Raw genomic sequence first — 21,866 nt, forward strand, 5'->3', positions numbered from 1 at the left:
GGAATATTTATAAAAATTATAGCAAGTATAAGAGGTGAAGAGATATGGAGAATCAAGATAAGATATATGAAATAGAAATTAACAGTTGTGGTATAGGAGGGAAGCTTAGGATACAGAATAGAAATAATCTTAGGTATAAAAAAATTCGTACGTAGATAGCAATGTTGTACGAGAACATCTTTGTTTGTCTAAAGAAGAATATGAGTTGGCAATGCTTAATTTATTTAGATTATATTGTTGTGAGGGATTTTATCAAGAAACATCAGCAATGTATTTTGGCAACATACCGATTCAAGCTAATGGAGGCATTGAAAAATTTAGGATTACTGCATTAGTATATAATTATTAGATATGATATTAGAAAAGGATTAGAGGGAGTGATGACTATGCCTGATACAATTATATATTGGTTATGGGGATTGGTAAAAGCAATACCTGAAGATATTATCAAAGGACTAATAGCATCATTTTTAATTTTACTTATAATAAAACTTGTTAACAAAGTTAAATTTTTAACTTCTAAAATTAAAAATATCATATTAAATTTGTTTAATACGAAGATAGAAATATCTACTAAAACCACTTTTATTGAATCTCCAGATTATCATTACACTACAATAAGACGAGCTGAAAATGTTAGAAGTGAAAATTCTAATGACAATGATGTTTTTTTGCTAATTATTGCAGGAGTGTTTGTAGCTTCTATAGTAGTTAGTTTTTTCAAAGAATATGTAGATTATATTTCTTTGTTTTTAAAGTGGTTTGGACTTATCCCACTGATGATATGTATATTATTTTTATTTGTTATATCTATTAGTCAAGAAGTTCAAAAAGTTACAGTTAAATTCATCGCAGTTTCAATAGTTGTTTCTGCATTGACATTATATTATGGACTTAATCTTAAAGAAATGGCGACAACAATGAGTGCAACAATAACAGACGGAAGAAATCTTTTTGCATCGGTATATAAAATTTTTGGCGTATTTATAGGAGTAATTCAACAGTTAATATCTTATATATTATTGCTTAGAGTAATAAGTGTTTATATTGATAGAAAAAAGAAAAAACCGATACAATCAGTTCGTCGTTTCATCGCTAAAACAAAACAATTTGAATCGGTTATGTTCCTTAGCATTATAGTAATATTTTTGTCAATTTTATCATACGCATTTACATTAGAAGCTATTCATAAATTTCTATTAAAACAATAGGAAGATTTAAAAGGCTATCGCTCCATCTCCCTGCCCATGTAAATTCCGTAGTTCTTTCGTATTTGACAAAGCTCGTTCATAGCAGATTTTGTAGAAGAGTACTCTTGCATAAGGGTATTCTTTTTTTCTTGCAATTTATAAAGTTTAGACAAAATATCTTTTGGATTTGGCGGCTTAGAATGGTTTTTTTAAGCTCTGAAAGGGCAGTTTCGTATAGAATGATTTGAGATTTATATTTCTCAAAAAAATGCCTTGTCAGATGGATTTGCTTTATGTTCCTTGTAGTATTCTCGATGCTTTTTGATAGTATAAACTTGCTCCATAGTTGCAGAAAGCTCCTGCATTTCCTTGTCAATTTCTTTGGTTTTATCTTGTAAGTTCTGTCTTTCTTCAGCACTTTTCTTGTTGTATTCATCAAGCTGCTTAACGGAGTTAATGCCATGTTCTCTGATGAAAACAACTGACTCAGCCATTGTATTTAAGTTGTGTTTTGTTGCCCAGTATTCATAGCCCTCGATATATTTAACCTTTGTATTAGTATTCATATTGATGACATTTCCGATTCGTTTTTTGATAGATGGGGTTTTAATAGTTTGATTTTCTGTAAGACGCTCTTTTAGTCTTTCCTCTATATAGTCATCCCCAATCATCTTAATTCTTGTAAATCTCTGCTTATCTTTTTGCTTAAAGGCTATATGTTTTCCATACTTTATTTCATAACCAAGCTCAGTCATTTTCTTTAGAAATTCTTCCCAAGCTTTAGACTATTTTATCAAATGATAAATGTCAAATTGAATTCTGTTTTTCCAAGAAGTACATGTATTAAATTGCTCATTTTCGTACCAAGATTTACCAGCAGTTTTATATTTTCTTTTGTAAGATTCATAGTATTTATCAATGACTGAAAGCTTATTTTCTTTACATAATTCATCACTTTGATACCTAATTTTGTGGTAAGATTTTTTGTTAGATTGGTAGCATTTACCAGTCTTGTAATTAACATTATTAAAAATAATATGGTTATGGATATGCCCTCTATCTATATGAGTTGCAAGAACAAACTCATAATCTTCTTTTAAAATTTTCTTACACAATTCCATTCCAATTTCGTGAGCTTTTATAGGATCAACCCCTCCTGGTAGAAAAGATTGGATTAAATGCCTAGCCAAAACTGTACCCTTAGTATCATTATCTTCTCGAGTTTTCAAAAATTGAATATGGGCAGTAGATGGATGACATTTGAATGAAGATACCAAGATTTTTTCATCAGTTTTTTCACTCTTAGTAATGTAATCTATTGCCAAATTTAGAGTTGATTTTATAGGATGTATTTTTGTAATTGCCATACTAATCACCAGAACTTTCTTTTGATTTGTTAAGAAGTAGGGAATGGATATGCCATATCTCTCTTGACAATTTTTCTATTTGTTTATTCATTGATTCAATTTCATCCTTGTAAATAACACCAGTTGTATTAGTTGCTTTTGCAATCTGGTTTATGTTATTTGTTGCATTTGAAAGTAGCCATTGTAGGTTTCTAAATGGTTCTAAATCTACTACATAAATTTCTTTCTCTAATACACATTTTCTAAGAAAATGGGACATAGTTTTGCAATTAGCAAGTTTCATTTTCTTTTCAAAAAATTTTTTCTCTTCATCTGTTAAATATATTTTAAGTTGATTTTTTCTTTTTCTATTATCCATAGTATATCTCCTTATTATAAAATATTGGGGTCTTAGGGTTCTCCCTAACAAGGTAAAATTGATAAAAAAAGAAGCAGTCCTTAAAGGTTCTGCTTCATCAATTTTTCGTAAGTGGGTACTCACTTACTGTGCTTGCTATTAAAGTTATAAGCGTTAAGCGTTTATTAATTTCTGTTAATTATACCGCATTTAAAGAAATTAATAAAGAAGTATAAGCGAAGCTATTGACAATGATTATCAGAGTTGATACAATAATACCGACAAGAGTGTCGGTTTGGAGGTTATTTATGAAATGAAAATGGAAGCTGATGAAAGAAAAAAGCAGATTAGACAAGCAGCTATTAAAGTCTTTTTGGATAAGGGATTTAGAAATACAGTTATGAATGACATTATGGAAGCTACTGGGCTTTCTAGAGGTGGCTTGTATCATCATTATGGTTCTACGCATGAAATCTTATACGACATTATGATGGAAGGTAATATAAATAGAAAAGATATTATTCAAAAATCAATTTATGATGAAGGATTAATATTAAGTCCACAGTTGTTTTCAAGAATGATTATAGACAAGATACTTGCAGATAATGATTATGTAAAGCTTTATGTTATGTTTTTATGTGAGTTAAAAGAAAATGATGATCTGAAAGAATTATATGTGAAAATAAAAAAAGAGTCCATACAAGTATTTAAAGAATTGTTTTCTACTTTGTTTAACGTGTTACCTTCTGATGAAACATTTGAATTTATGATTAATATTATGAATTCTGGATTGATGGCTTGCGAAATTTTGAATGCACGTGAGAATTTTACAAAAAATAAGATATATCTAACTGAAATGATAGAGACTTATTTTATAAATGTAATGAAAAAAGATGATGAAAGGAGTTAAATTTATGGATCTATTAAAAAAATACATTAAGAGAAATAAAGCACCATATTTTATTTCTGTCTTGTTTGCAATACTTGGAGTAATTTCAAATCTTTTTGTATATATTATTCTAAGTAAGATGATTATATCATTAATTGATGGTAGCCAAGATTTTTATTACTATATAAATAAAATTTTCTTGATACTTTCATGTCTTATAATCAAAGAAGTGTTTATGTTTTTGTCAACAATGATTTCTCATAAAACAGCCTATAAAATAATACGAGATATAAGAAAAAGCCTTATGGAAAAATTATTTAATATGCCATTAGGAGATATATTGAATGAATCTACTGGTAAGTTAAAAGACATAATTGTAAATCAAGTCGATAATACTGAAACAACATTGGCTCATATGATACCTGAGATGACAGCTAATTTAATCGGACCTATAATATTATTTGTTTACATGTTAATTTTAGATTATAGACTAAGTTTAATATCTTTAATTCCATTAGTTATTGGTGGATTTTTTATGACAGGGCCGATGAAAAGAATGAAGGTAAAGTTTCCACAAGCAGTTAAAATTGGCCAAGATATGAATAATTCCGTGGTTGAATATATAAATGGAATAGAGGTTATTAAAACATTTAATCAAGGCGAAAAATCTTATAGAAAATACAGGGACAATGTGTATAAAAAGGCAAATTACTATTATGATTGGATGGGAGAAAATACAAGAGACTATGCGATAAGTATGTCTATTGCTCCAGTTGGTATTTTGACAATTATACCATTTGGTTTATATTTCTGTATGAATGGTTCACTAGATGGTGGTGTATTTTTAACATTGATAATCCTTTCTTTTGGGACTATCCAAAATATTATGAGAGTAATGACTTTTGAAGATGATATTGGAAGAATGTCAACTATTTTCGAAGAGATTAAAAATATACTTTCTGCGAGAGAATTATCTCATAAAAATGAAAATTTGGATATAAAAAATTATAATATAGAGATAAAAAACGTAGATTTTTCTTATGAAAAAGATAAGCAAGTCCTAAACAATATAAATATAAATATAGAAGAAGGAAGTGTGAATGCTTTAGTAGGCGAATCGGGTTCGGGAAAGTCGACTATTGCAAAACTAATTTCAGGATTTTGGGATGTAGATAGTGGTTCTATAAGTATAGGAAATGTAAATATTAAAGATATGTCCCTTGAAAAGTTATCTACTGTTATTTCCTATGTAGCACAAGATAATTTTCTTTTTGATATGTCAATTAAAGATAACATCAGAATAGGAAATAAAAATGCTAGTGATGAGGAAATAATTGAAGTATGCAAGAAAGCAGCCTGCCATGATTTTATAATGAAGTTGTCAGATGGATATGATACAAGAGTAGGAGAAGCTGGTAAACATTTGTCTGGAGGAGAAAGGCAAAGAATATCAATTGCAAGAGCTATGATAAAGAATGCTCCAATAGTTATTTTAGACGAGGCTACCTCTTATATCGATCCTGAAAATGAGGCTTTGATTCAAGATGCAATATCAGAGCTTGTCAAAGGGAAAACTCTAATTATAATTGCCCATCGTTTAAAGACAATAACAGATGTAGATAATATATTTGTAATTAAAAATGGAGAACTTGCATGTAAAGGAAGTCATGAAGAGCTTTTGAAGGAATCAAAAGATTATCACAATCTTTGGGAAACTGCCTTGAAAGGAGAAGAAAATGCTTAGTGTTTTTAAAAAAATATGGAATTTTTCTATTGAAGAACAAGTGTATCTAAAAAAATCAATCTTTGCTAATTTTTTCGGTTCTATTTTTAATGCTCTACAATTTGCAGCCATTTATTATGCGATTTTTGGGATAGTAAACAAGGATATAAGCTTTAAAACAATAGGAATATCAAGTTTATTTTTATTAATTAGTATAGCAGGAGTAATTATTTCAAAAAATTCCTCTATGCTCAAACAAACACATGCCGGATATTTTATGGCTGGACACAAGAGAATTGAATTAGGTGAAAAAATAAAAAAAGTTCCCATGGGATTCTTCTCAAGTTTAAGTTTAGGAAATTTAACAACTATTGCGACTACTAACTTAGATAATGTAGAGACTTGGGTTCCAACTTTGTGTATTATGGTTTTCGGTGGCATGCTTAATGCTATTGTTTTTATCTTATCCTTATTTTTGTTTTCTTATAAGGTAGGTATTGTAGCAATAGTTGGTTCTATTGTATTTTTAATGATCATTGCTCGTATGCAAAAAAGGTCAAGTAAAAATGCAGATAAGATTCATGAGATTCAGGTATCACTTACCAAAGAAGTCTTATCAACATTGCAAGGAATGCAAATTATAAAATCATATAATCTACGAGGAAGTAATAATAAAAAACTTGACAAGAGCTTTGATAGTGCTAGTGAATATTCTTTTGATTTAGAAAAAACTATAATGCCATATAGTTTATTAGCTAAAATCATAATAGCTATAACAATTTGTTTGATGTTGTTTATTTCAATAAAATTATATTTTGTTGAAAATGGTCAAATAGTCAATACTATTATGATACTTATAGCAAGTTTTGTAATATTTGACGGACTTATTACATCTGGATCTGCTATTGCAATGCTAAGAATGGTTGAGAATGCAATAGATTCATATTCTTATGTAAATGATATGGAAGATATGAAAGAAGGAAGTATTACAGAGCCAATAAAAAATCACAATATAGTCTTTAAAAATGTTTCTTTTTCTTATGATGATAGACCAATTTTAAAAAATGTATCAGCAGAGATAAAAGAAAATACCATGACTGCTATTGTAGGACCATCTGGATCTGGCAAGACTACATTTTGCAATCTTATTGCAAGATTTTGGGATGTAAATTCTGGCGAAATTTTAATAGGTGGAAAGAATATTAAGGACTATAAGATAGAAAACTTAATGAATTCTATTTCCATGGTATTTCAAGATGTATATCTCTTCGAAGACACTATTGAAAACAATATAAAATTTGGAAAACAAAATGCAAGCCATGAAGAAGTAGTTCAAGCTGCTAAAAAAGCAAGATGTCACGAATTTATAGAAAATCTCCCGGATGGATATGACACTATTATTGGGGAAGGTGGAGCAAGCCTATCTGGTGGAGAAAAACAAATAATCTCCATAGCCAGAGCCATGCTAAAAGATGCAGATATAATTATCTTTGATGAAGCCACTGCAAATATAGACCCAGAAAATGAAGATAAACTTAAAGAAGCAATAGAATCATTAACAAAGAATAAGACAGTAATAATGATTGCTCATAGGTTAAAGACAATTAGAAATGCTGACCAGATTTTAGTCTTAAAAGATGGAGAGATAGTAGAACGTGGAAATCACGAAGAACTGATTAAGAATGATGGACTTTATTCTGACCTTATAAATGCAAAAGCTAAGGCGGAATCATGGAAATTAAATAATTGATAGAAAGAAATATTAAAGTCTTTGAACAGGAAAATTTAGATTAGAGGATTTATGTCTAGTAGCATAAGTCCTCATTTTTTTATGCTTAAATTAATCATTGAAACTCAAAAATATTATAGAAAAATAAAAATTCTGGTTACCAAAGAGGGCAAATTTCACTTTATAAAGTGAGGGGTATTTTGTCATCTTGCTATAAAAACAAAAATACTTTGAAGTGCCAATATTCTTGAAGTTGCTTATGTGGAATTAGCACATTTCAGATTTAATCCACTTATCAAGGTAAAAAAAATCAACTTATATAGGAGGTTAAAATGCAATCAATAAAGATTTATAGTATGAGAGTTGCTATGTTATGTAGACTTTATGATCTTAAATTAATTAATGATAAGGAATATACAAAAATTAAGAACAGGTTAGAAAATGATTATAAGAAGATGGATAGAAAGTAATTGTTCTTGTGATATAATAACACTGTAGAAAGATACAAAATGGGAAGGAGGTAAAATGAATACTAAAGTAAAAGTAATAAAAGCTTCAAATACAGGAGCAAGAAATAGAAATGCACTACATTTAGATTTAAAACGTGTTGCAGCATATTGTCGAGTAAGCACAGATAGTAAAGACCAACTTGAATCATATAAATCGCAAGTTGATTATTATACAAATCTAATAAAAAATAATAAAAACTGGACTTTGGCTGGCATATACGCAGATGAAGCAACCACAGGAACAACTGCTACCAAAAGAGCTGATTTCATGAGACTAATTAGCGATTGTCAAAATGGAGATATAGACATGATAATTACTAAATCTATATCAAGATTCGCTAGAAATACATTAGATACCTTAAAGTATGTAAGACTATTAAAGGAAAACAATGTTGGTGTAGTATTTGAAGAAGAAAATATAGATACTTTGACAATGGATGGAGAGCTATTACTAACAATATTAAGTTCAGTAGCTCAACAAGAAGTAGAAAATACCTCAGCCCATGTAAAAAAAAGGACTGAAAATGAAAATGGAAAAAGGGGAACTTATTGGTTTTCAAGGTTGCCTCGGATATGATTATGATCCCACAACAAAAAGTATATCTATAAATGAAGAAGAAGCTAAAATTGTTAGATATATTTTTAAAAGATATTTAGAGGGCAATGGTGGTTCAGTCATTGGCAGGGAATTAGAAGAACAAGGATATCTCACTCCTAGAGGTAAAACAAAATGGTCTGACACTACAGTGTTAGGAGTAATTAAAAATGAAAAGTATATTGGTGATATACTAATGGGAAAGACCTTCACAGTTGATCCCATAACAAAAAGAAGACTAGCAAACTTTGGTGAATCTGATAAATATCACATTGAAAATCATCACGAGCCAATTATATCAAGAGAAGATTTTGAAAAGGCACAAGAGATTAGACTCAGGAGAGCACAAAACAGAAACACCATAGCTAACAAGGATAGAAAAAGAGAAAAACTATCAAGACAATACGCTTTTTCAAGTATGCTGGAATGTGGATTTTGTGGCGAAATACTGTCAAGAAGAACTTGGCACACAAGTTCAATTTACAAAAAAATTAACTGGCAATGTGTAAAGTCAACAAAAAAAGGTAAAAAATATTGTCCTCATTCAAAAGGAATACAAGAAGCAGCAATAGAAAAAGCATTTGTTGAAAGCTATAGGCAATTATGCCATGCAGATTCAACAGTAATAGATGACTTTTTAAAAATTGTAGAAGAAGAAATAAATGATAATACTTTAGTCAAAGATTTGAAAAAGTTAGAAAACCAATTAAACAGAATCATTAGTCAAGAAAGAAAGTTAGTTGATCTTCATTTAGAAGATAGTATAGACGAAGAAGTTTATGCTAAAAAGTATAAAAAACTTACAAAACAAAAAGAAGAATTACTTGATGAAAAGAAAACACTAGAGCTAACTATCAAAGATGAAAACTCTATTAAAGAAAGATTAAAGCAATTTAAAAAGGTCTTAGAAAACAAAGAAATTATAGAGGAATTTAATAGAACAGTATTTGAAAGCATAGTTGATAAAGTCGTGGTGGGAAGAATTGATAAAGACGGAAAAGTTCATCCTTATGACTTAACATTCTATTTCAAAACAGGAGTTAAAGATAGTCAAGATTCTAATAATTTCAAAGATAAAAGAAAAAATGCCAAAGACAATGACATTAATAAATTGTGTTCCTACATGAATGACGAGGATAAAAAATTATGTACCCAAGCAAAAGACAACGCACGCGGAGACGGTAGCTCTGTTGTCCAAACTAAATACAGAACATCATTTAGATATAGAAATAGGGGAAGATGAATTATCTGAAATTGACTTTTCAAAAGACGCAACTTATGGAGAAATTAAAAAGTATGTGTTAGATAAATACGGACTAAAAATTTCAAGCCTATATATTGCCCAAATAAAAAGGAAACGTGGTCTAATAGAGAGAGAAAATTATAATTTTAGTAAGAAAGAAAATCAAAGAGTGCCAAATTGCCCAGAAGAAAAAGAAAAAGCAATCGAAGATGCTTTAGAGCATTTTGGAATGATTTAAATAATATCTAAGATTGAAAATTTTAAAATTAAGACTTAAAAACTTTAAGATTAAAAAGATATGTACTTCTTATATAACCTAAGAAGATTAATTGAAAATCAGGGGAACGATGATGGTAAAATAAAAAATTTTAACAACTAAAGAAGAATTAGGCATTATTGCCAAAGAGATTTTTATGAAGTTAAAAATACTGAAAAAGACTTGTTAGAATTGAAAATTTTAGATCATTGTGCAGGGTTTCGTGTCATAGTAGTGATAGAGGCAAATAGTTATGTAAATATAAAGAGTTCAAGACTTCTACCAAAGTTTAAAACTCAAAAAATAAATAGTTGGTGTGCTGCTTAGAGTAACCATTTTGATAATGTGGATGCGAAACAAAAAGAGATAATCAGACTTCGTAAAAAATTGAAACAGGTTGAAATGGAGAATGATATTTTAAAGCAAGCTGCACTACTGTTAGGCAAAAAATAGACCTCATTATCTCGAACCGAGATAAATATAGCATTAGTGCAATGTGTAGACTACTTGGGGTCACAAGAAGTTTAGTCTATTATCATTTGAACAAAGAAAAAGATGTGAAATTAGATGAAGATGAAAAACTAATAGAAGAAATAAAAGAAATATTCAGAAGAAGTAGAAACAACTATGGAACACGCAAAATAAAAAAAAACTAGGGAAAATTGGATATAAAATATCGAGAAGAAAAATAGGCCGAATAATGAAGAAAAATGGCCTAGTCTCAAACTATACAGTAGCACAATATAAAGTAATAAGATCCAAATGCAACGAAGAAGACATCCCTAACCTTTTAAATAGATAATTTGACAATAGAGACTATTTAGAAGCAATAGTAAGCGACCTAACATATGTAAGAGTAGGAAAAACATGGAATTATATATGTTTAATAATAGACTTAAACAGCCGTGAAATAATAGGATACTCATCAGGTAAAAACAAAGATGCAAATCTAGTAGCAGAAGCATTTTACTCAATAAGGCAGCCACTAAATCGTATAAAAATATTTCACACAGACAGAGGAAGAGAATTTTAAAATATAAAAATAGAAGAAATATTAAAGGTATTTGGGATAAAAAGATCGCTAAGTAAAAAAGGAAGCCCATATGATAACGCAGTAAGCGAAGCAGTCAATAAAGTAATGAAGACAGAATTCATATATCAGGAGAACTTTACTAATTTCCAAGAACTTAATCTAAAATTAGCAGAATACGTATATTGGTATAATAACCTAAGAATTCATGGATCTTTAGGATATAAAACACCAGTAGAATATAGAAAAGCAGAATAAAAAGCTCTGGAAGTTTCATAAATTAAATAAAATATATGAACAGACTGTCAAGGGCAAATTTCAACGAAATTTGGGCGAAGCCTTTACCCTTGATTGTCTGAGAATATATTTTATAATCTAAAGAAACTTTCAAGCTTGATAATGTTCGGTTATAAATTGTCTAAAAAAGGGTTGCCATTCCATGTATTTGGGTTCATTAGAAGAATGCCGAGCAATGGGTAACATGACGCTGATGTGTTTATACACAAAAAAGCTACACATGCGTTGGCTGACAACAGGGAGCTAAGTAAATTAACACCAGCTAAAATGTTTGACGCTATTAATAAATGACAAGTATATGAAATTGGTTTTACCTAGTTTAAAAAAGAAATTATAATGAAAATATGGAGGCTAAGAATATGAAGATTAATAATGAATGTTGTTGTGGATGCAAAACAGAAAAGCCGGATCAAATTAAAGACAATTGTCCTGTATGTAATAATGAAGGGATTTCCGTTAGTAAAGTAACTGTTGAACATCTAGTGGTAGATGATTATCGTAATGCTGTTAACGGAGATCAATATAAGATTTGCATGAACGAGGACTGCGACGTTGTTTACTATAACTTAGATAATGAAATAAAATTCTTGAAAGACCAAGTTAGAGTTCCTATCTGGTTTAAGAAAGATGCAGATCCTAAGTATGCTTGTTATTGTAGCGAAGTCACAGAAAATCAGGTAATTGAAGCAGTTGTAAAGCATGGCGCGAAATCCGTAAAAGAAGTAAATGCCATCACTGGGGCAATGAAAAATCCTAATTGTAAAGAAAACAATCCGTTGGGAGTTTGTTGTCATAAGATTATTCAGGAAGCTATCGATAAAGGCTTGAAAATGAAATAATTACAGTCGATATGTTCCTACAAACGAGAGCCAATCTTTGATATGTTTCCATCTACGAGCGTGGATATGTTCCCCATAACCATAGGGGTTGAAAGTGTAGCGTTGATGCAAAAAGTGTAAGAAATTATAATTTTATATACTCTTAATTTAAAAGCTAGTAGAATTTAGAAATAATTGAGAATATATATTTCCACATGCGAGCTTTTTTAAGAATTAAAATTTTATCCACACTGACCACTCAAGTCATGTATAATCAGTTGCCCATTTAATAAAAAACAGTAACTAGTAAAATTACCCGACGTATGTTATAAAGTGTTTTAAGTCGGGTTTTTATTGTCATTTTATCTAAAAATTCATATAATAAATGGAGCGAAAATAAATCAAAATTTTTAACAATATAAAATGAAAATAAAAAACTAGGGGAGAGAATATGACTATAAGTAAAGAAGATATGAAAATATTATTAAAATCTCAACAAGGAGAATTAGATGTAGTTTTGATGTACCAAAGCCTTGCTGATGTAGTTAAGGATAAAAATGATGCGGCTACTTTTAAAAAGCTTGCAGCAGAGGAGGGTCATCATGCTGCTGTTTTTCATAAATTTACAAGGAAAAATTTAAAACCAAAGAAAACCTTGGCTTTCTTTATGCCTATCCTTTATAAGCTAATGGGTAAAAAAAGATTATATCCAAAAATTGTAAAGGGTGAGTATAAAGCTTCTGAAAATTATGCTCCAGTAGCAAAAAAGTTTCCAGAAATCGAAAGCGTTAGGGAGGATGAAAAAAGGCACGGCGATATGGTCGCAAGCTTGTTATAAGAAAGCCTAGGATCTTGAAATACCTTGGCTAAATTTTACTTTAGGAATCATTATGAATAAAACATTAATTAGTATACCTATAAAAACCTCCATAGTAGCTACTTTGTCTTAAGGAAAAATTCATTAAAGAAAGTCAAAAAAGAAGAAGTAAAGGATAAATTAGAACCTACGAGAAAAGATGCAGAAAAGATCCTGGAAGAAAAATATTAAATCAAAAAAGTAGCAAAGCTTCTACAAAAAAGATTCTAAAAATTTTATAGCAGAAAATTAAGGGTTAAGCAGAGAAGAACTAGACTTATTTAATTATTATGCAAATAAAACTAAAGCTTAAAGAGAATAAATGAAAGATTTCTGGAAAAAACTAATCGGATCAGCAAAAAAAGAAGTAAGCGTAGAAAAAAATAGACAAGCTAAAGGAAAGCTAAATGTTAATGATCTTATCTACAGCTATCTTAAATTTGTTGAAGCTGAGAAAAAACGAAATTACAAAAATCTTAAAATCTTTAATAAAAAATTTTGGACAAGCGTATTTAAATTCTTCAACTATAGCTGGACTAATGAGGATTTTAATCAAAAAATTGAGGGAAAAGTATAAAATTGATTAATAAATAAAGATAAAAATTTTTATAAATAGTATAGGAAATAATCGAAAACAATCAGAGTAAATTTGAGATTCGAGCTTAAGTAGAATATCAAAGAAGAAAAGATGTAAAATGAGATCTACTAATAAATTGACAAATTATCATTAATGCTATACTTTGTAAACAACAGTACCCGACATGCCTCTTAAAGTGGTGTAAGTCGGGTCTTTTGATTATAAGGAGAAATAATTTGAAGAAGCCCCACCAAACTCCCATAAGTATAAGCAAATAAATAGAAAACTTAATATCTTTAGGTTTAGAAATAGAAGATAAAAATTATGCAAAAAGTGTGCTTAACAGAATATCTTAGTATCGACTTATTAAAGCCTATAGTGTAACTTTAAAAGGAAATGGTAAGTACATAGATGGAACTACCTTTGAAAATATAGTTGACCTATATTTATTTGACATGGAACTTAGACATATTTTATTTTCTTTGATGGAGTATATAGAAGTTTATTTAAGAGCTGTAATTACCAACTACTTCTCATTAAAATATGGGAATTTTGGATATAAAGATTTAAATAACTATAATAAAACACGAATTGAAAACTTGTCCAGGATATCGTGGTGTCCAATGTCTAAAAGAAATATCAATTCATTATTTTCATAGAACCAAATAATTCTAATATCCATGTTAACAGAAGACTCCCATATTCCATCTGCACCTTGTATTTTCCTGGTTCTTAAAGATGGATGAGTAGGATTTTCTACAAAAAACTTGAGTTTCTTTTTAGTCTGTTTCTTTTCAGTGTCAGATAGTTTTTTGTAATGTTTTTTGAAGGCCTTCGAATATGTAATTTTATATGACATTACTTGTCCAATTCCTCAAATAGGGAGTCAATAGAATCAAAGATTGGTTGATCACCATTTTTTATAGATTCTTTAATTTCTTTTACTTCAGCCTTTAAATTTTTTATTACATGTTCTGGGTAGATTGCAACTGGGACAAGCACAATTTTTCCATTATCTTCAGTTACTTCGAATTGGTCTCCTTGATTTAATTCCATGGACCTTACTATATCTTTTGGGATAGTGACTTGTGATTTAGCTTTTAGTTCAACTAACATAATAAAACCTCCCTAGTTAGAAAATCATACTTTCTAACTAAATTATATTTTTTTCTAAGAAAAAAGTCAATAGAAGTAGTGGAATTCATTGTAGTATAATTATTACAAAAGACTTGTCCATCTAAGAAGTTTTAAGAGAGGTGTTTTATGACTTTATTAAAAATAATACTTATACTAGTAGGATTAGCTTTTATTACTTTCGGATATTTAATTTATTTTAAAGAAAAATATAATTTGATTAATGGATTTGAAGGGGAATTTAAATCAGGAAGAAAGACTGAAGTCTATGCTAAGAAGGTAGGCTTAGTAGAGCTTATTATTGGGATTATTTTTATTTTAATTGGGATTATTGTGATTATAATAAAATAATTAAAGTTTGAATATGAGGGCATTATGAGATATATATCCACAAGAGATAGAAAAGAATATTCTTATCTTTTAGAGATTTTAGATGCAATAGGTAAATATATTGTTAATTACAAATGGTTAATAACAGATATTGAGGCGTATCCTTTGTCTAGAGATTTGTTTAATTTAATTAATGAAAAGGACTACATAATATTGTCCACAGATAAGTTAATAGATTCTTTAAATGAAGAAAATTTTCAATGGATATGGGCCGTTTTCTCTGCAATACCAGATAATATTTCAGATGAAGAAATATTGAGTTATAGGCTTCCTAATGCAAGGGACAATAATCAACTCTATGAAGATGGTGTTTCTATAATCCAACATCCATTAGCTGAAATTGAAATAGTAGCAGAAGATTCTTCATCTATTTTTATTGTTACGGACAAAAAAGAAGTGTTGGAAACTTTTAAAAAGATATATCCAAATAGTCAGCGAAACTATTAGACAATCTAATTTATACTTCTATATTTTTTAATATAGAAGGAGTTAGTTGTTATATTTATTGAGAAATTAATCAAGGTGAAGTGTATCACTATTTAACAAATGAATAGTAATTTAAAATTCATAATAATTAGATTCTTTAATAAAATTTCAACTTTCTAACATAATTTCAGGACAGTAAACGTGTTAATATGGTAAAGATCATATCTTCAAAAATAAATTATAAAAAATCATTTAAACATTTATCGAAGGTAGGGGAAGGGAATAGATATATTTTTAGTAACAATTAGAATAATTTTGGCGGCTTTTTTAGGTGCCATTATTGGAATAGAAAGGGAAATTAAAAATAGGGCGGCTGGTTTTAGGACCCATATAATAGTAAGCGTTGGTGCATGCTTAATTATGCTCATTGGAATAGAAGGAATTGGTGAAATATCTGATGACGTTGGACGAGATACGGCAAGAATTGCAGGTCAAGTTGTAAGTGGAATTGGATTTTTGGGCGCAGGTACTATACTTCAGACAAAAGACGGTGTGTCAGGCCTTACCGCAGCTGCGACCTTATGGCTATCTGCTGCAATAGGACTTGCAGTAGGAATTGGATTTCATGAAGGAGCAATAATAGCAACTGTAGTATGTCTAGTGACCTTGATTTCATTAAAGGGTATCAGTAATTTAATAAATGATAGGATATCCAAGTCTTACATTATGGTATTTGATACTGATAATTTCGATGAAGAAGGCTTTCTAGATTTTGCTTCAAAAGAGGGCGTGGAAGTAAGAAAATTAGAGATAATTGATGAAGATATAGATGATAAATTAATGATTAATTCAACCCTATCCTTCCATAGGAATTATAATATTGGTAAATTTTTCAAGGAATTAAAATCGGACTATCATTTGGAATCAGTAAAGTTAAATAAGGAAGAATGATCAGACTTTGTTAAGAGCCAAAAAAATTATGAATATTAACTTAAGACATTGAAGATCATTTTTATAGCAAACAAAAACTTACTTATAAGAATTTAATAGAAAAAATCAAAGGTCCTTAGGATGTTAAATCTTAAGGATCTTTTTTATATAAAAATCCTTTGAGAGATAAAATTTGAAATAGAAGATGAAATACAAATTCTTATAAATAAAAAATTTCAAGTATTATTGCAATCTATCGAGTCTCGATATACAATCTAATTATCGATAGTCGATACTAAAGGAGGATAGATTATGTTAAAGGCAAGACATTTAACTTATACAAACTTTGGACTTGTTGAAAAGTGGTATGAGGACATGGCTAAAGAGGGCTGGCAAATTGAAAAAATAATTTTGTCCTTCATCCACAAGTTTAAAAAAGCTGAACCAGAAGATGCCAGATACAAAGTTTCTATTGCACCTAACGAAGGATCTTTTTCTGCCTTCTCTAAGGATGAACTAAGGGACTTTGATGAGATGGCAAAAGACCTTGGTTGGCATCTTGTAGACAGGACCTACAACATAAACATCTACAAGCTTGATGAAGGAAGTCAAGACTCTCTTTATAACGACGAAAAGGAAGAAATTGAAATTTTAAATAAGGGTGCCAAAGGAGAACTAATTTCCTTTAGCATAACTTTTATATTCTTTGTATTTATAGTTTTCTCTATAACTTCTAGATTTTTTTCTAGGGATATATTTTATTCAAACTACCTAATATTTATGTGGCCGGCTGTTATTTTATTTTTTCTTTTCAATACTCTAGCCTTGGGAGACCATATACTTTTTAGAAAGAGGAACAAGGATGTGAAAAGCATAAGTGATATAAAATTTTCAAGACTTACTTTTTCCAAGGCCTTTGTCTTATTATTTTATACTCCAATTATTTTAATGATTCTTGCCTTTGGATCAGAATTTTTACTTCCTAATGATGGGTCTAGTGACAGAACTCATCTAATAAGTCTTCTCTCAACTTTTATTATGATTTCTTTTGTTTATTTCTATCGCAAAAAATTAAAACAATGAACATAAAAAGAGGTGAGAAAAAATTTATTCTAATCTCAATGGTAATTTTAATTTCTTTAATTACCAATGTATCTATATTTACTTTAATCGACAAATTCTCTACTTCTAATGAGATTGAAAGCCAAGTGGTGGGAGATTTTATAAAGACTAAGGAAAATAGAAGCTTTTTGACAGAAAGCTGCGATTATTATTCATCAGAAAAAAATGATCTTGGTATAAAAAAGACTGTAGTAAAGTCACAGGACCTTGCAGGTAATTTATTTGAAAGAATTCTAAAAAATTCTATGAAGCGCCCTTATAGAGCTGAATTTGTTAAAGACATTTCTGAAACTTATCCTTATGACAGGACTTATATCACATCAGATCAAGAAGACTATTTGATTTTATATAAGAATGTGGTCTTAGAAGTAAGTGGTAATCTAGAGGATGAAAAGGTCCAAGAAGAGATTGCAAAAATCTTGGAGGTGTAAGCATGGCAAGAGATCAATTCCAAACCCTAACAGAGCCCATGTACTTTACCATCTTGGCATTAGGACAAGTTAGAAACGGGGCAGAAATAAGAGCTTGGGTAAGTGAAATCACAGGAGGAAGAATAAACTTAGGGCCAGGAACCCTCTATGCCCTCTTGGCCCAGTTTTTAGAAAATGATTTGATTACAAGAGTTGAAGTAGATAAGAAGGGGAAGTATTATAAAATTACCGACGAGGGGCGAGAACTCCTTGAAGAAGAAGTTAAGAGACTTAGACTTTTAATAGATAACTACGAGAATCATTTTGAAAAGTGATTTAGATAAATATTAGGTGAAATAAATTATATAAATTTAAGTTGTAAAACAGTGGGGTCAAAAGCTCCGCTGTTTTTTGTTTGAATTAAAGTGGTCTTAATAATATACTCTATTTAGAATACATTTCATAAAAATTTTTGAGAGAGGATAAAATTTTATGAGGAAAAAGCTTCTTATTTTGTTAATCATTTTAATCTTGTGCTTTCCAATAAGATATCGCTACAAGGACGGTGGAACAGTTTCTTACAAGGCAATCCTTTATTCCTACACCATCTACCACAGATTGGAATCGGACGAATCTTATTATAGAGGGAGAGAATTTTTAATATTTCCCTTTAATTTTTTAAGATAGGGAATAAATTTAGAAGGTAAAATAATATAAAAACCCCATCTATAATTTGTTACAATGATATTATAGTAAATCAAAATGAAGTAAACAAAGGAGGATCTTATGAGATTTGAAAATAAAGTTCTTGTTATCACTGGTGCTTCATCTGGTGTAGGAAGGTCTGCAAGCCTTATGGCGGCAGGTGAAGGCGGAAAGGTTTATGCCTTTGCAAGGAGAAAGGAAAAGCTAGAAGCTCTAGCTGAAGACGCCAACTCATCGGGCTGCAAGGGAGAAATTATTCCTGTGCCAGGAGATGTTTCTAAACAAGAAGATGTGGATAGACTTTTTGAAAAGGTAAAAAGTGAAAATGGCAAGCTTGATGTTTTAATTGCCAACGCTGGTATAATGGACAAGTTTGAACCTGTAACAAACTGCCAAGAAGAAACTTTTGATAGGATTTTCGAAGTAAATGTAAAGGGGTCCTTTAGACTCTTTAAAGCAGCTATCCCTCTAATGAAAGACGGGGGATCCATTGTTGCCACAACATCAATAGCAGGTGTAAGAGGTGGCAAAGCAGGAGTTGCTTACACAATGTCCAAGAGTGCCATCCATGGTCTTGTGAGAAACACTGCAGCCATGTATGCCAATGACAAAATCCGCTGCAACGCTGTGGCACCTGGTGGTATTGCAACAGAAATCATGGAAAAGCTTAATGATGTCGACGAAAAAGGAATGGAAGTTGTAATGAGGGGACCAAAACTTGACAAGATGGTGGCAAGTGCTGAAGAAATTGCAGAAAATCTTCTTTTCCTTGCATCTGATCAAGCATCAAACATCAACGGACAAATTTTGGTGTCTGATGGTGGACTTACTAATATGTAATTTTTTAAGTCGCTTATCTTTAGGACTCTAAGAAAAAAATAAATTTTAAATAAAATTCACAAGTCTCAGATAAATTGGGATTTGTGAATTATTTTTTTGTCCAGGGGTAAGTTATTTAAGTAAGTTATTTTTAGCAACAAAGGAGAATATGATGATAAGATACCAAGGCGTTTCTATGTCTTACGACGGGAAGGAAAAAGTCCTCGATGATCTCAATTTTGAAATCAAAGAGGGAGAATTTTCGTCTTAGTTGGCCCCAGTGGCAGCGGGAAGACTACGACGCTTAAATTAATAAATAGGTTAATAGAGCAGACTGAGGGAGATATTTTCTTCCAAGGAAAAAATATTAAGGACTATCCCCTAAGGGAAATGAGACTTGAGATGGGTTATGTCTTGCAAGAGATTGCCCTTTTCCCAAACCTCACTGTGGCAGAAAACATTGGACTAATTCCAGAGATGAAAAAAATTAATAAAAGGGAGATTGACAAGAGGGTGGACTCCCTCTTGAGACAAGTTGATCTTGACCCAAAAGTTTATAAAAATAGGTTGCCAGAAGACTTGTCTGGTGGAGAAAAACAGAGAATTGGGATCTTAAGGGCCATTGCTGCCAACCCCAAGGTCCTCTTAATGGACGAACCCTTCTCTGCCCTTGATCCAATATCGAGAACTCAGCTTCAAGACTTGGTGAAAGACCTTCACAGAGACTTCAAGATTACAACTGTTTTCGTAACTCACGACATGAGAGAGGCAATAAAACTTGCTGATAGGATTTGCCTAATGAAGGACGGCAAGATTATCCAGATTGGAAGCCCAGAAGACCTTGTCAACAATCCTGCCAATGATTTTGTTGCAAGTTTCTTCAAGGAGGAGGGTGAGATTAATGAATAGTTTGATTACAACATTTGCTGAGAGAAAGGGCCAATGGGTCACTTCTCTTCTTGAACACCTTCAGATTTCACTGATGTCCCTTGTAATTGCAATTGTAATAGCAATTCCATTGGCCATATTTTTGTCCAACCGCAAAAAAATAAATGAAGGGGTCCTCCAAGTTACGGGAATTTTTCAAACAATTCCTTCTCTTGCCCTCTTGGGACTCTTTATTCCCTTTATGGGGATTGGAAAGCTGCCAGCCATAACAGCCCTTGTGATTTATGCAATCTTTCCAATTTATCAGGGAGCTGTCACTGGATTTGCAGAAATCGATTCTTCTCTTGAAGAAGCAGCCAGGGCTTTTGGGATGACTAAGTGGGAAAAATTAAAAAAAATATAAGCTTAGCCTTGCCATGCCAATTATTATGTCTGGCGTGAGGACTTCAAGCATTATGATAATTGGAACTGCAACCCTTGCTGCCCTTGTTGGAGCAGGTGGACTTGGATCCTTTATCTTATTAGGAATTGATAGAAACAATTCGGCCCTCATTTTAATTGGAGCCTTGTCTTCTGCCCTACTTGCAGTTTTATTTGGAGCCTTGATTAAGTTCTTGCAAAATAAAAAGCTAAAGACGATTTTAATTTCCTTTATTATGGCCCTTGTTCTTTTGGCTATGTCCTTTGTTTCCTTTGGAGGAAACAAGAACAAGTCCCTTGTCATAGCTGGTAAGCTTGGAGCCGAGCCAGAAATTTTAATCAATATGTATAAAGAACTAATTGAAGACGAGACCGACATAAAAGTTGAACTAAAGCCAAACTTTGGCAAGACTAGTTTTCTATACGAAGCCCTAAAGTCAGGAAGTATTGACATCTATCCAGAGTTTACAGGTACAATCACTTCTACACTTTTAAATTCTGATCCAGGAGATATTGAAAAGGATCCAGAAAAATATTATAAGGTGGCAAGAGATGAAATCTTAAAGCAAGATGACTTGGCCTACTTAAACCCAAGTGAATTTCAAAATACCTATGCCCTTGCAGTTAGAGAAGACTTTGCAGAGGAAAATAATTTGGAAAAAATTTCTGACTTAAAAAAATTAGAAAAATCTATCCTGGCAGGCTTCACCCTAGAATTTAATGACAGGGAAGATGGGAACAGGGGACTAAAAAGTCTTTACGACCTTCACTTTGATGTGAAGACCATGGAGCCAGCCCTAAGATATACTGCAATAGCCAATGGGTCCATAGGTGTTACTGATGTTTACTCAACAGACAGCCAGATAATCTCCAACAAGTTAAAAGTCTTGGAAGATGATAAAAAATTATTTCCACCTTATCAAGCAGCTCCACTTATGAGAAGTGAGAGTCTAGAAAAATATCCAGAACTGGAGAAAGCTTTAAATAAACTTGCTGGCAAAATCGCTTCAGATCAAATGGCAGAGATGAATTATGAAGTTGACGTCAAGGGAAGACCTGCAAGAGATGTGGCAAGGGAATTTTTAATTAAGGAAGGCTTAATTGATGAGTAAGTATAAAAGATGAGGTAAAAAATTTATAAAAAAAGAAAATGGAGCCTAGGCTCCATTTTTTAGTGTAAAAATTTATAATAAGTCGTTAGTTTTT

General features: G+C 30.9%; 23 protein-coding genes and 3 pseudogenes. 22 read left to right on the forward strand and 4 right to left on the reverse strand.

Annotated elements, in window-relative coordinates; translation table 11 throughout:
* Positions 1–386 precede the first annotated feature (386 nt).
* Positions 387–1,211 (forward strand): hypothetical protein, encoded by an 825-nt coding sequence (locus I6I93_RS05540; RefSeq protein WP_112890571.1) that lies wholly within the window; start codon positions 387–389, stop codon positions 1,209–1,211.
* 14 nt (positions 1,212–1,225) lie between these two features.
* Here I6I93_RS05540 and I6I93_RS05545 read toward each other — a convergent pair.
* Positions 1,226–2,557, reverse strand: a pseudogene (locus I6I93_RS05545) (relaxase/mobilization nuclease domain-containing protein).
* Position 2,558: 1 nt separating this feature from the next.
* Entirely contained in the window at positions 2,559–2,915 is a 357-nt protein-coding gene (locus I6I93_RS05550; RefSeq protein WP_112889760.1) for a plasmid mobilization protein, read from the reverse strand.
* Between the two features lie 292 nt (positions 2,916–3,207).
* On the opposite strand from I6I93_RS05550, the gene I6I93_RS05555 reads away from it, so the two are divergent.
* The 11 genes and pseudogenes from I6I93_RS05555 to I6I93_RS09240 all read left to right on the forward strand — a co-directional run bounded on the left by I6I93_RS05555 (position 3,208) and on the right by I6I93_RS09240 (position 14,075).
* A complete protein-coding gene (locus I6I93_RS05555) occupies positions 3,208–3,804 on the forward strand; it encodes a TetR/AcrR family transcriptional regulator (RefSeq protein WP_112889761.1) in 597 nt (198 codons plus the stop codon).
* Positions 3,805–3,808: 4 nt separating this feature from the next.
* Positions 3,809–5,527, forward strand: coding sequence for an ABC transporter ATP-binding protein (locus I6I93_RS05560; protein WP_036755840.1), 1,719 nt, complete (start codon positions 3,809–3,811; stop codon positions 5,525–5,527).
* On the forward strand, positions 5,520–7,256 hold the full coding sequence (locus I6I93_RS05565) for an ABC transporter ATP-binding protein (protein ID WP_112889762.1): 1,737 nt from the start codon (positions 5,520–5,522) through the stop codon (positions 7,254–7,256). Before I6I93_RS05560 ends, I6I93_RS05565 begins: the two co-directional genes overlap by 8 nt.
* Before the next feature lie 311 nt (positions 7,257–7,567).
* A complete protein-coding gene (locus I6I93_RS05570; protein WP_009344898.1) occupies positions 7,568–7,705 on the forward strand; it encodes a hypothetical protein in 138 nt (45 codons plus the stop codon).
* Positions 7,706–7,760: 55 nt separating this feature from the next.
* Positions 7,761–9,582 (forward strand): annotated as a pseudogene (locus tag I6I93_RS05575) (recombinase family protein).
* A complete protein-coding gene (locus tag I6I93_RS05580) occupies positions 9,530–9,820 on the forward strand; it encodes an RNA methyltransferase (protein ID WP_112889217.1) in 291 nt (96 codons plus the stop codon). The pseudogene I6I93_RS05575 and the gene I6I93_RS05580 overlap by 53 nt, the downstream one beginning before the upstream one ends.
* A gap of 357 nt (positions 9,821–10,177) precedes the next feature.
* Positions 10,178–11,126: pseudogene (locus I6I93_RS09235) on the forward strand (IS3 family transposase); the annotation flags it as partial.
* 398 nt (positions 11,127–11,524) lie between these two features.
* Positions 11,525–12,004 (forward strand): Csac_0668 family 2Fe-2S cluster-binding (seleno)protein, encoded by a 480-nt coding sequence (locus tag I6I93_RS05600; RefSeq protein WP_050150156.1) that lies wholly within the window; start codon positions 11,525–11,527, stop codon positions 12,002–12,004.
* A 430-nt stretch (positions 12,005–12,434) separates the two neighbouring features.
* A complete protein-coding gene (locus I6I93_RS05605; RefSeq protein WP_112889764.1) occupies positions 12,435–12,821 on the forward strand; it encodes a ferritin family protein in 387 nt (128 codons plus the stop codon).
* A 340-nt stretch (positions 12,822–13,161) separates the two neighbouring features.
* The gene (locus I6I93_RS05610) at positions 13,162–13,416 is read left to right on the forward strand and encodes a hypothetical protein (RefSeq protein ID WP_112889765.1); all 255 of its coding nucleotides are present in this window, start codon (positions 13,162–13,164) and stop codon (positions 13,414–13,416) included.
* Positions 13,417–13,823: 407 nt separating this feature from the next.
* Positions 13,824–14,075 (forward strand): Abi family protein, encoded by a 252-nt coding sequence (locus I6I93_RS09240; protein ID WP_236587235.1) that lies wholly within the window; start codon positions 13,824–13,826, stop codon positions 14,073–14,075.
* Here the strand turns inward: I6I93_RS09240 and I6I93_RS05620 are convergent.
* Positions 13,991–14,275 carry a type II toxin-antitoxin system RelE/ParE family toxin gene (locus tag I6I93_RS05620; protein ID WP_112889766.1) on the reverse strand — a complete coding sequence of 95 codons (285 nt, stop codon included), beginning with the start codon at positions 14,273–14,275 and terminating at the stop codon, positions 13,991–13,993. The genes I6I93_RS09240 and I6I93_RS05620 overlap by 85 nt on opposite strands.
* Positions 14,275–14,532, reverse strand: a complete 258-nt coding sequence (locus tag I6I93_RS05625) for an AbrB/MazE/SpoVT family DNA-binding domain-containing protein (RefSeq protein WP_070700205.1) — start codon at positions 14,530–14,532, stop codon at positions 14,275–14,277. Before I6I93_RS05625 ends, I6I93_RS05620 begins: the two co-directional genes overlap by 1 nt.
* 147 nt (positions 14,533–14,679) lie before the next feature.
* Between I6I93_RS05625 and I6I93_RS05630 the strand changes: the two genes are divergently transcribed.
* From I6I93_RS05630 to I6I93_RS05670, 10 genes are all read left to right on the forward strand, one after another.
* The gene (locus I6I93_RS05630; protein ID WP_112889767.1) at positions 14,680–14,901 is read left to right on the forward strand and encodes a DUF3784 domain-containing protein; all 222 of its coding nucleotides are present in this window, start codon (positions 14,680–14,682) and stop codon (positions 14,899–14,901) included.
* A gap of 24 nt (positions 14,902–14,925) precedes the next feature.
* Positions 14,926–15,387 (forward strand): hypothetical protein, encoded by a 462-nt coding sequence (locus I6I93_RS05635; RefSeq protein WP_070700207.1) that lies wholly within the window; start codon positions 14,926–14,928, stop codon positions 15,385–15,387.
* Positions 15,388–15,681: 294 nt separating this feature from the next.
* The gene (locus tag I6I93_RS05640; RefSeq protein WP_236587161.1) at positions 15,682–16,317 is read left to right on the forward strand and encodes an MgtC/SapB family protein; all 636 of its coding nucleotides are present in this window, start codon (positions 15,682–15,684) and stop codon (positions 16,315–16,317) included.
* A gap of 291 nt (positions 16,318–16,608) precedes the next feature.
* Positions 16,609–17,379, forward strand: coding sequence for a DUF2812 domain-containing protein (locus I6I93_RS05645; protein WP_112889769.1), 771 nt, complete (start codon positions 16,609–16,611; stop codon positions 17,377–17,379).
* Positions 17,376–17,849: a hypothetical protein gene (locus I6I93_RS05650; RefSeq protein WP_146740966.1), complete on the forward strand. Its 474-nt coding sequence runs from the start codon at positions 17,376–17,378 to the stop codon at positions 17,847–17,849. Before I6I93_RS05645 ends, I6I93_RS05650 begins: the two co-directional genes overlap by 4 nt.
* 2 nt (positions 17,850–17,851) lie before the next feature.
* On the forward strand, positions 17,852–18,163 hold the full coding sequence (locus tag I6I93_RS05655) for a PadR family transcriptional regulator (protein ID WP_112889771.1): 312 nt from the start codon (positions 17,852–17,854) through the stop codon (positions 18,161–18,163).
* Between the two features lie 451 nt (positions 18,164–18,614).
* Positions 18,615–19,373 carry an SDR family NAD(P)-dependent oxidoreductase gene (locus tag I6I93_RS05660; RefSeq protein WP_112889773.1) on the forward strand — a complete coding sequence of 253 codons (759 nt, stop codon included), beginning with the start codon at positions 18,615–18,617 and terminating at the stop codon, positions 19,371–19,373.
* 237 nt (positions 19,374–19,610) lie between these two features.
* Positions 19,611–20,261, forward strand: a complete 651-nt coding sequence (locus I6I93_RS05665; RefSeq protein ID WP_305887686.1) for an ATP-binding cassette domain-containing protein — start codon at positions 19,611–19,613, stop codon at positions 20,259–20,261.
* Complete coding sequence (locus tag I6I93_RS09375; RefSeq protein WP_305887684.1) at positions 20,254–20,643, forward strand: ABC transporter permease; 390 nt, start codon at positions 20,254–20,256, stop codon at positions 20,641–20,643. Before I6I93_RS05665 ends, I6I93_RS09375 begins: the two co-directional genes overlap by 8 nt.
* A 52-nt stretch (positions 20,644–20,695) precedes the next feature.
* Positions 20,696–21,772, forward strand: coding sequence for a glycine betaine ABC transporter substrate-binding protein (locus tag I6I93_RS05670; RefSeq protein ID WP_306344718.1), 1,077 nt, complete (start codon positions 20,696–20,698; stop codon positions 21,770–21,772).
* Positions 21,773–21,866: the final 94 nt, after the last annotated feature.

The sequence above is a fragment of the Peptoniphilus harei genome (assembly GCF_016726485.1).
Taxonomy (GTDB): Bacteria; Bacillota; Clostridia; order Tissierellales; family Peptoniphilaceae; genus Peptoniphilus_A; species Peptoniphilus_A harei.

Coding starts and splice junctions, on each gene's coding strand:
- I6I93_RS05540 (WP_112890571.1), top strand. CDS start 387: ATGCCTGATACAATTATATATTGGTTATGGGGATTGGTAAAAGCAATA.
- I6I93_RS05550 (WP_112889760.1), bottom strand. CDS start 2,915: ATGGATAATAGAAAAAGAAAAAATCAACTTAAAATATATTTAACAGAT.
- I6I93_RS05555 (WP_112889761.1), top strand. CDS start 3,208: ATGAAAATGGAAGCTGATGAAAGAAAAAAGCAGATTAGACAAGCAGCT.
- I6I93_RS05560 (WP_036755840.1), top strand. CDS start 3,809: ATGGATCTATTAAAAAAATACATTAAGAGAAATAAAGCACCATATTTT.
- I6I93_RS05565 (WP_112889762.1), top strand. CDS start 5,520: ATGCTTAGTGTTTTTAAAAAAATATGGAATTTTTCTATTGAAGAACAA.
- I6I93_RS05570 (WP_009344898.1), top strand. CDS start 7,568: ATGCAATCAATAAAGATTTATAGTATGAGAGTTGCTATGTTATGTAGA.
- I6I93_RS05600 (WP_050150156.1), top strand. CDS start 11,525: ATGAAGATTAATAATGAATGTTGTTGTGGATGCAAAACAGAAAAGCCG.
- I6I93_RS05605 (WP_112889764.1), top strand. CDS start 12,435: ATGACTATAAGTAAAGAAGATATGAAAATATTATTAAAATCTCAACAA.
- I6I93_RS05610 (WP_112889765.1), top strand. CDS start 13,162: ATGAAAGATTTCTGGAAAAAACTAATCGGATCAGCAAAAAAAGAAGTA.
- I6I93_RS05620 (WP_112889766.1), bottom strand. CDS start 14,275: ATGTCATATAAAATTACATATTCGAAGGCCTTCAAAAAACATTACAAA.
- I6I93_RS05625 (WP_070700205.1), bottom strand. CDS start 14,532: ATGTTAGTTGAACTAAAAGCTAAATCACAAGTCACTATCCCAAAAGAT.
- I6I93_RS05630 (WP_112889767.1), top strand. CDS start 14,680: ATGACTTTATTAAAAATAATACTTATACTAGTAGGATTAGCTTTTATT.
- I6I93_RS05635 (WP_070700207.1), top strand. CDS start 14,926: ATGAGATATATATCCACAAGAGATAGAAAAGAATATTCTTATCTTTTA.
- I6I93_RS05645 (WP_112889769.1), top strand. CDS start 16,609: ATGTTAAAGGCAAGACATTTAACTTATACAAACTTTGGACTTGTTGAA.
- I6I93_RS05650 (WP_146740966.1), top strand. CDS start 17,376: ATGAACATAAAAAGAGGTGAGAAAAAATTTATTCTAATCTCAATGGTA.
- I6I93_RS05655 (WP_112889771.1), top strand. CDS start 17,852: ATGGCAAGAGATCAATTCCAAACCCTAACAGAGCCCATGTACTTTACC.
- I6I93_RS05660 (WP_112889773.1), top strand. CDS start 18,615: ATGAGATTTGAAAATAAAGTTCTTGTTATCACTGGTGCTTCATCTGGT.
- I6I93_RS09375 (WP_305887684.1), top strand. CDS start 20,254: ATGAATAGTTTGATTACAACATTTGCTGAGAGAAAGGGCCAATGGGTC.
- I6I93_RS05670 (WP_306344718.1), top strand. CDS start 20,696: ATGATAATTGGAACTGCAACCCTTGCTGCCCTTGTTGGAGCAGGTGGA.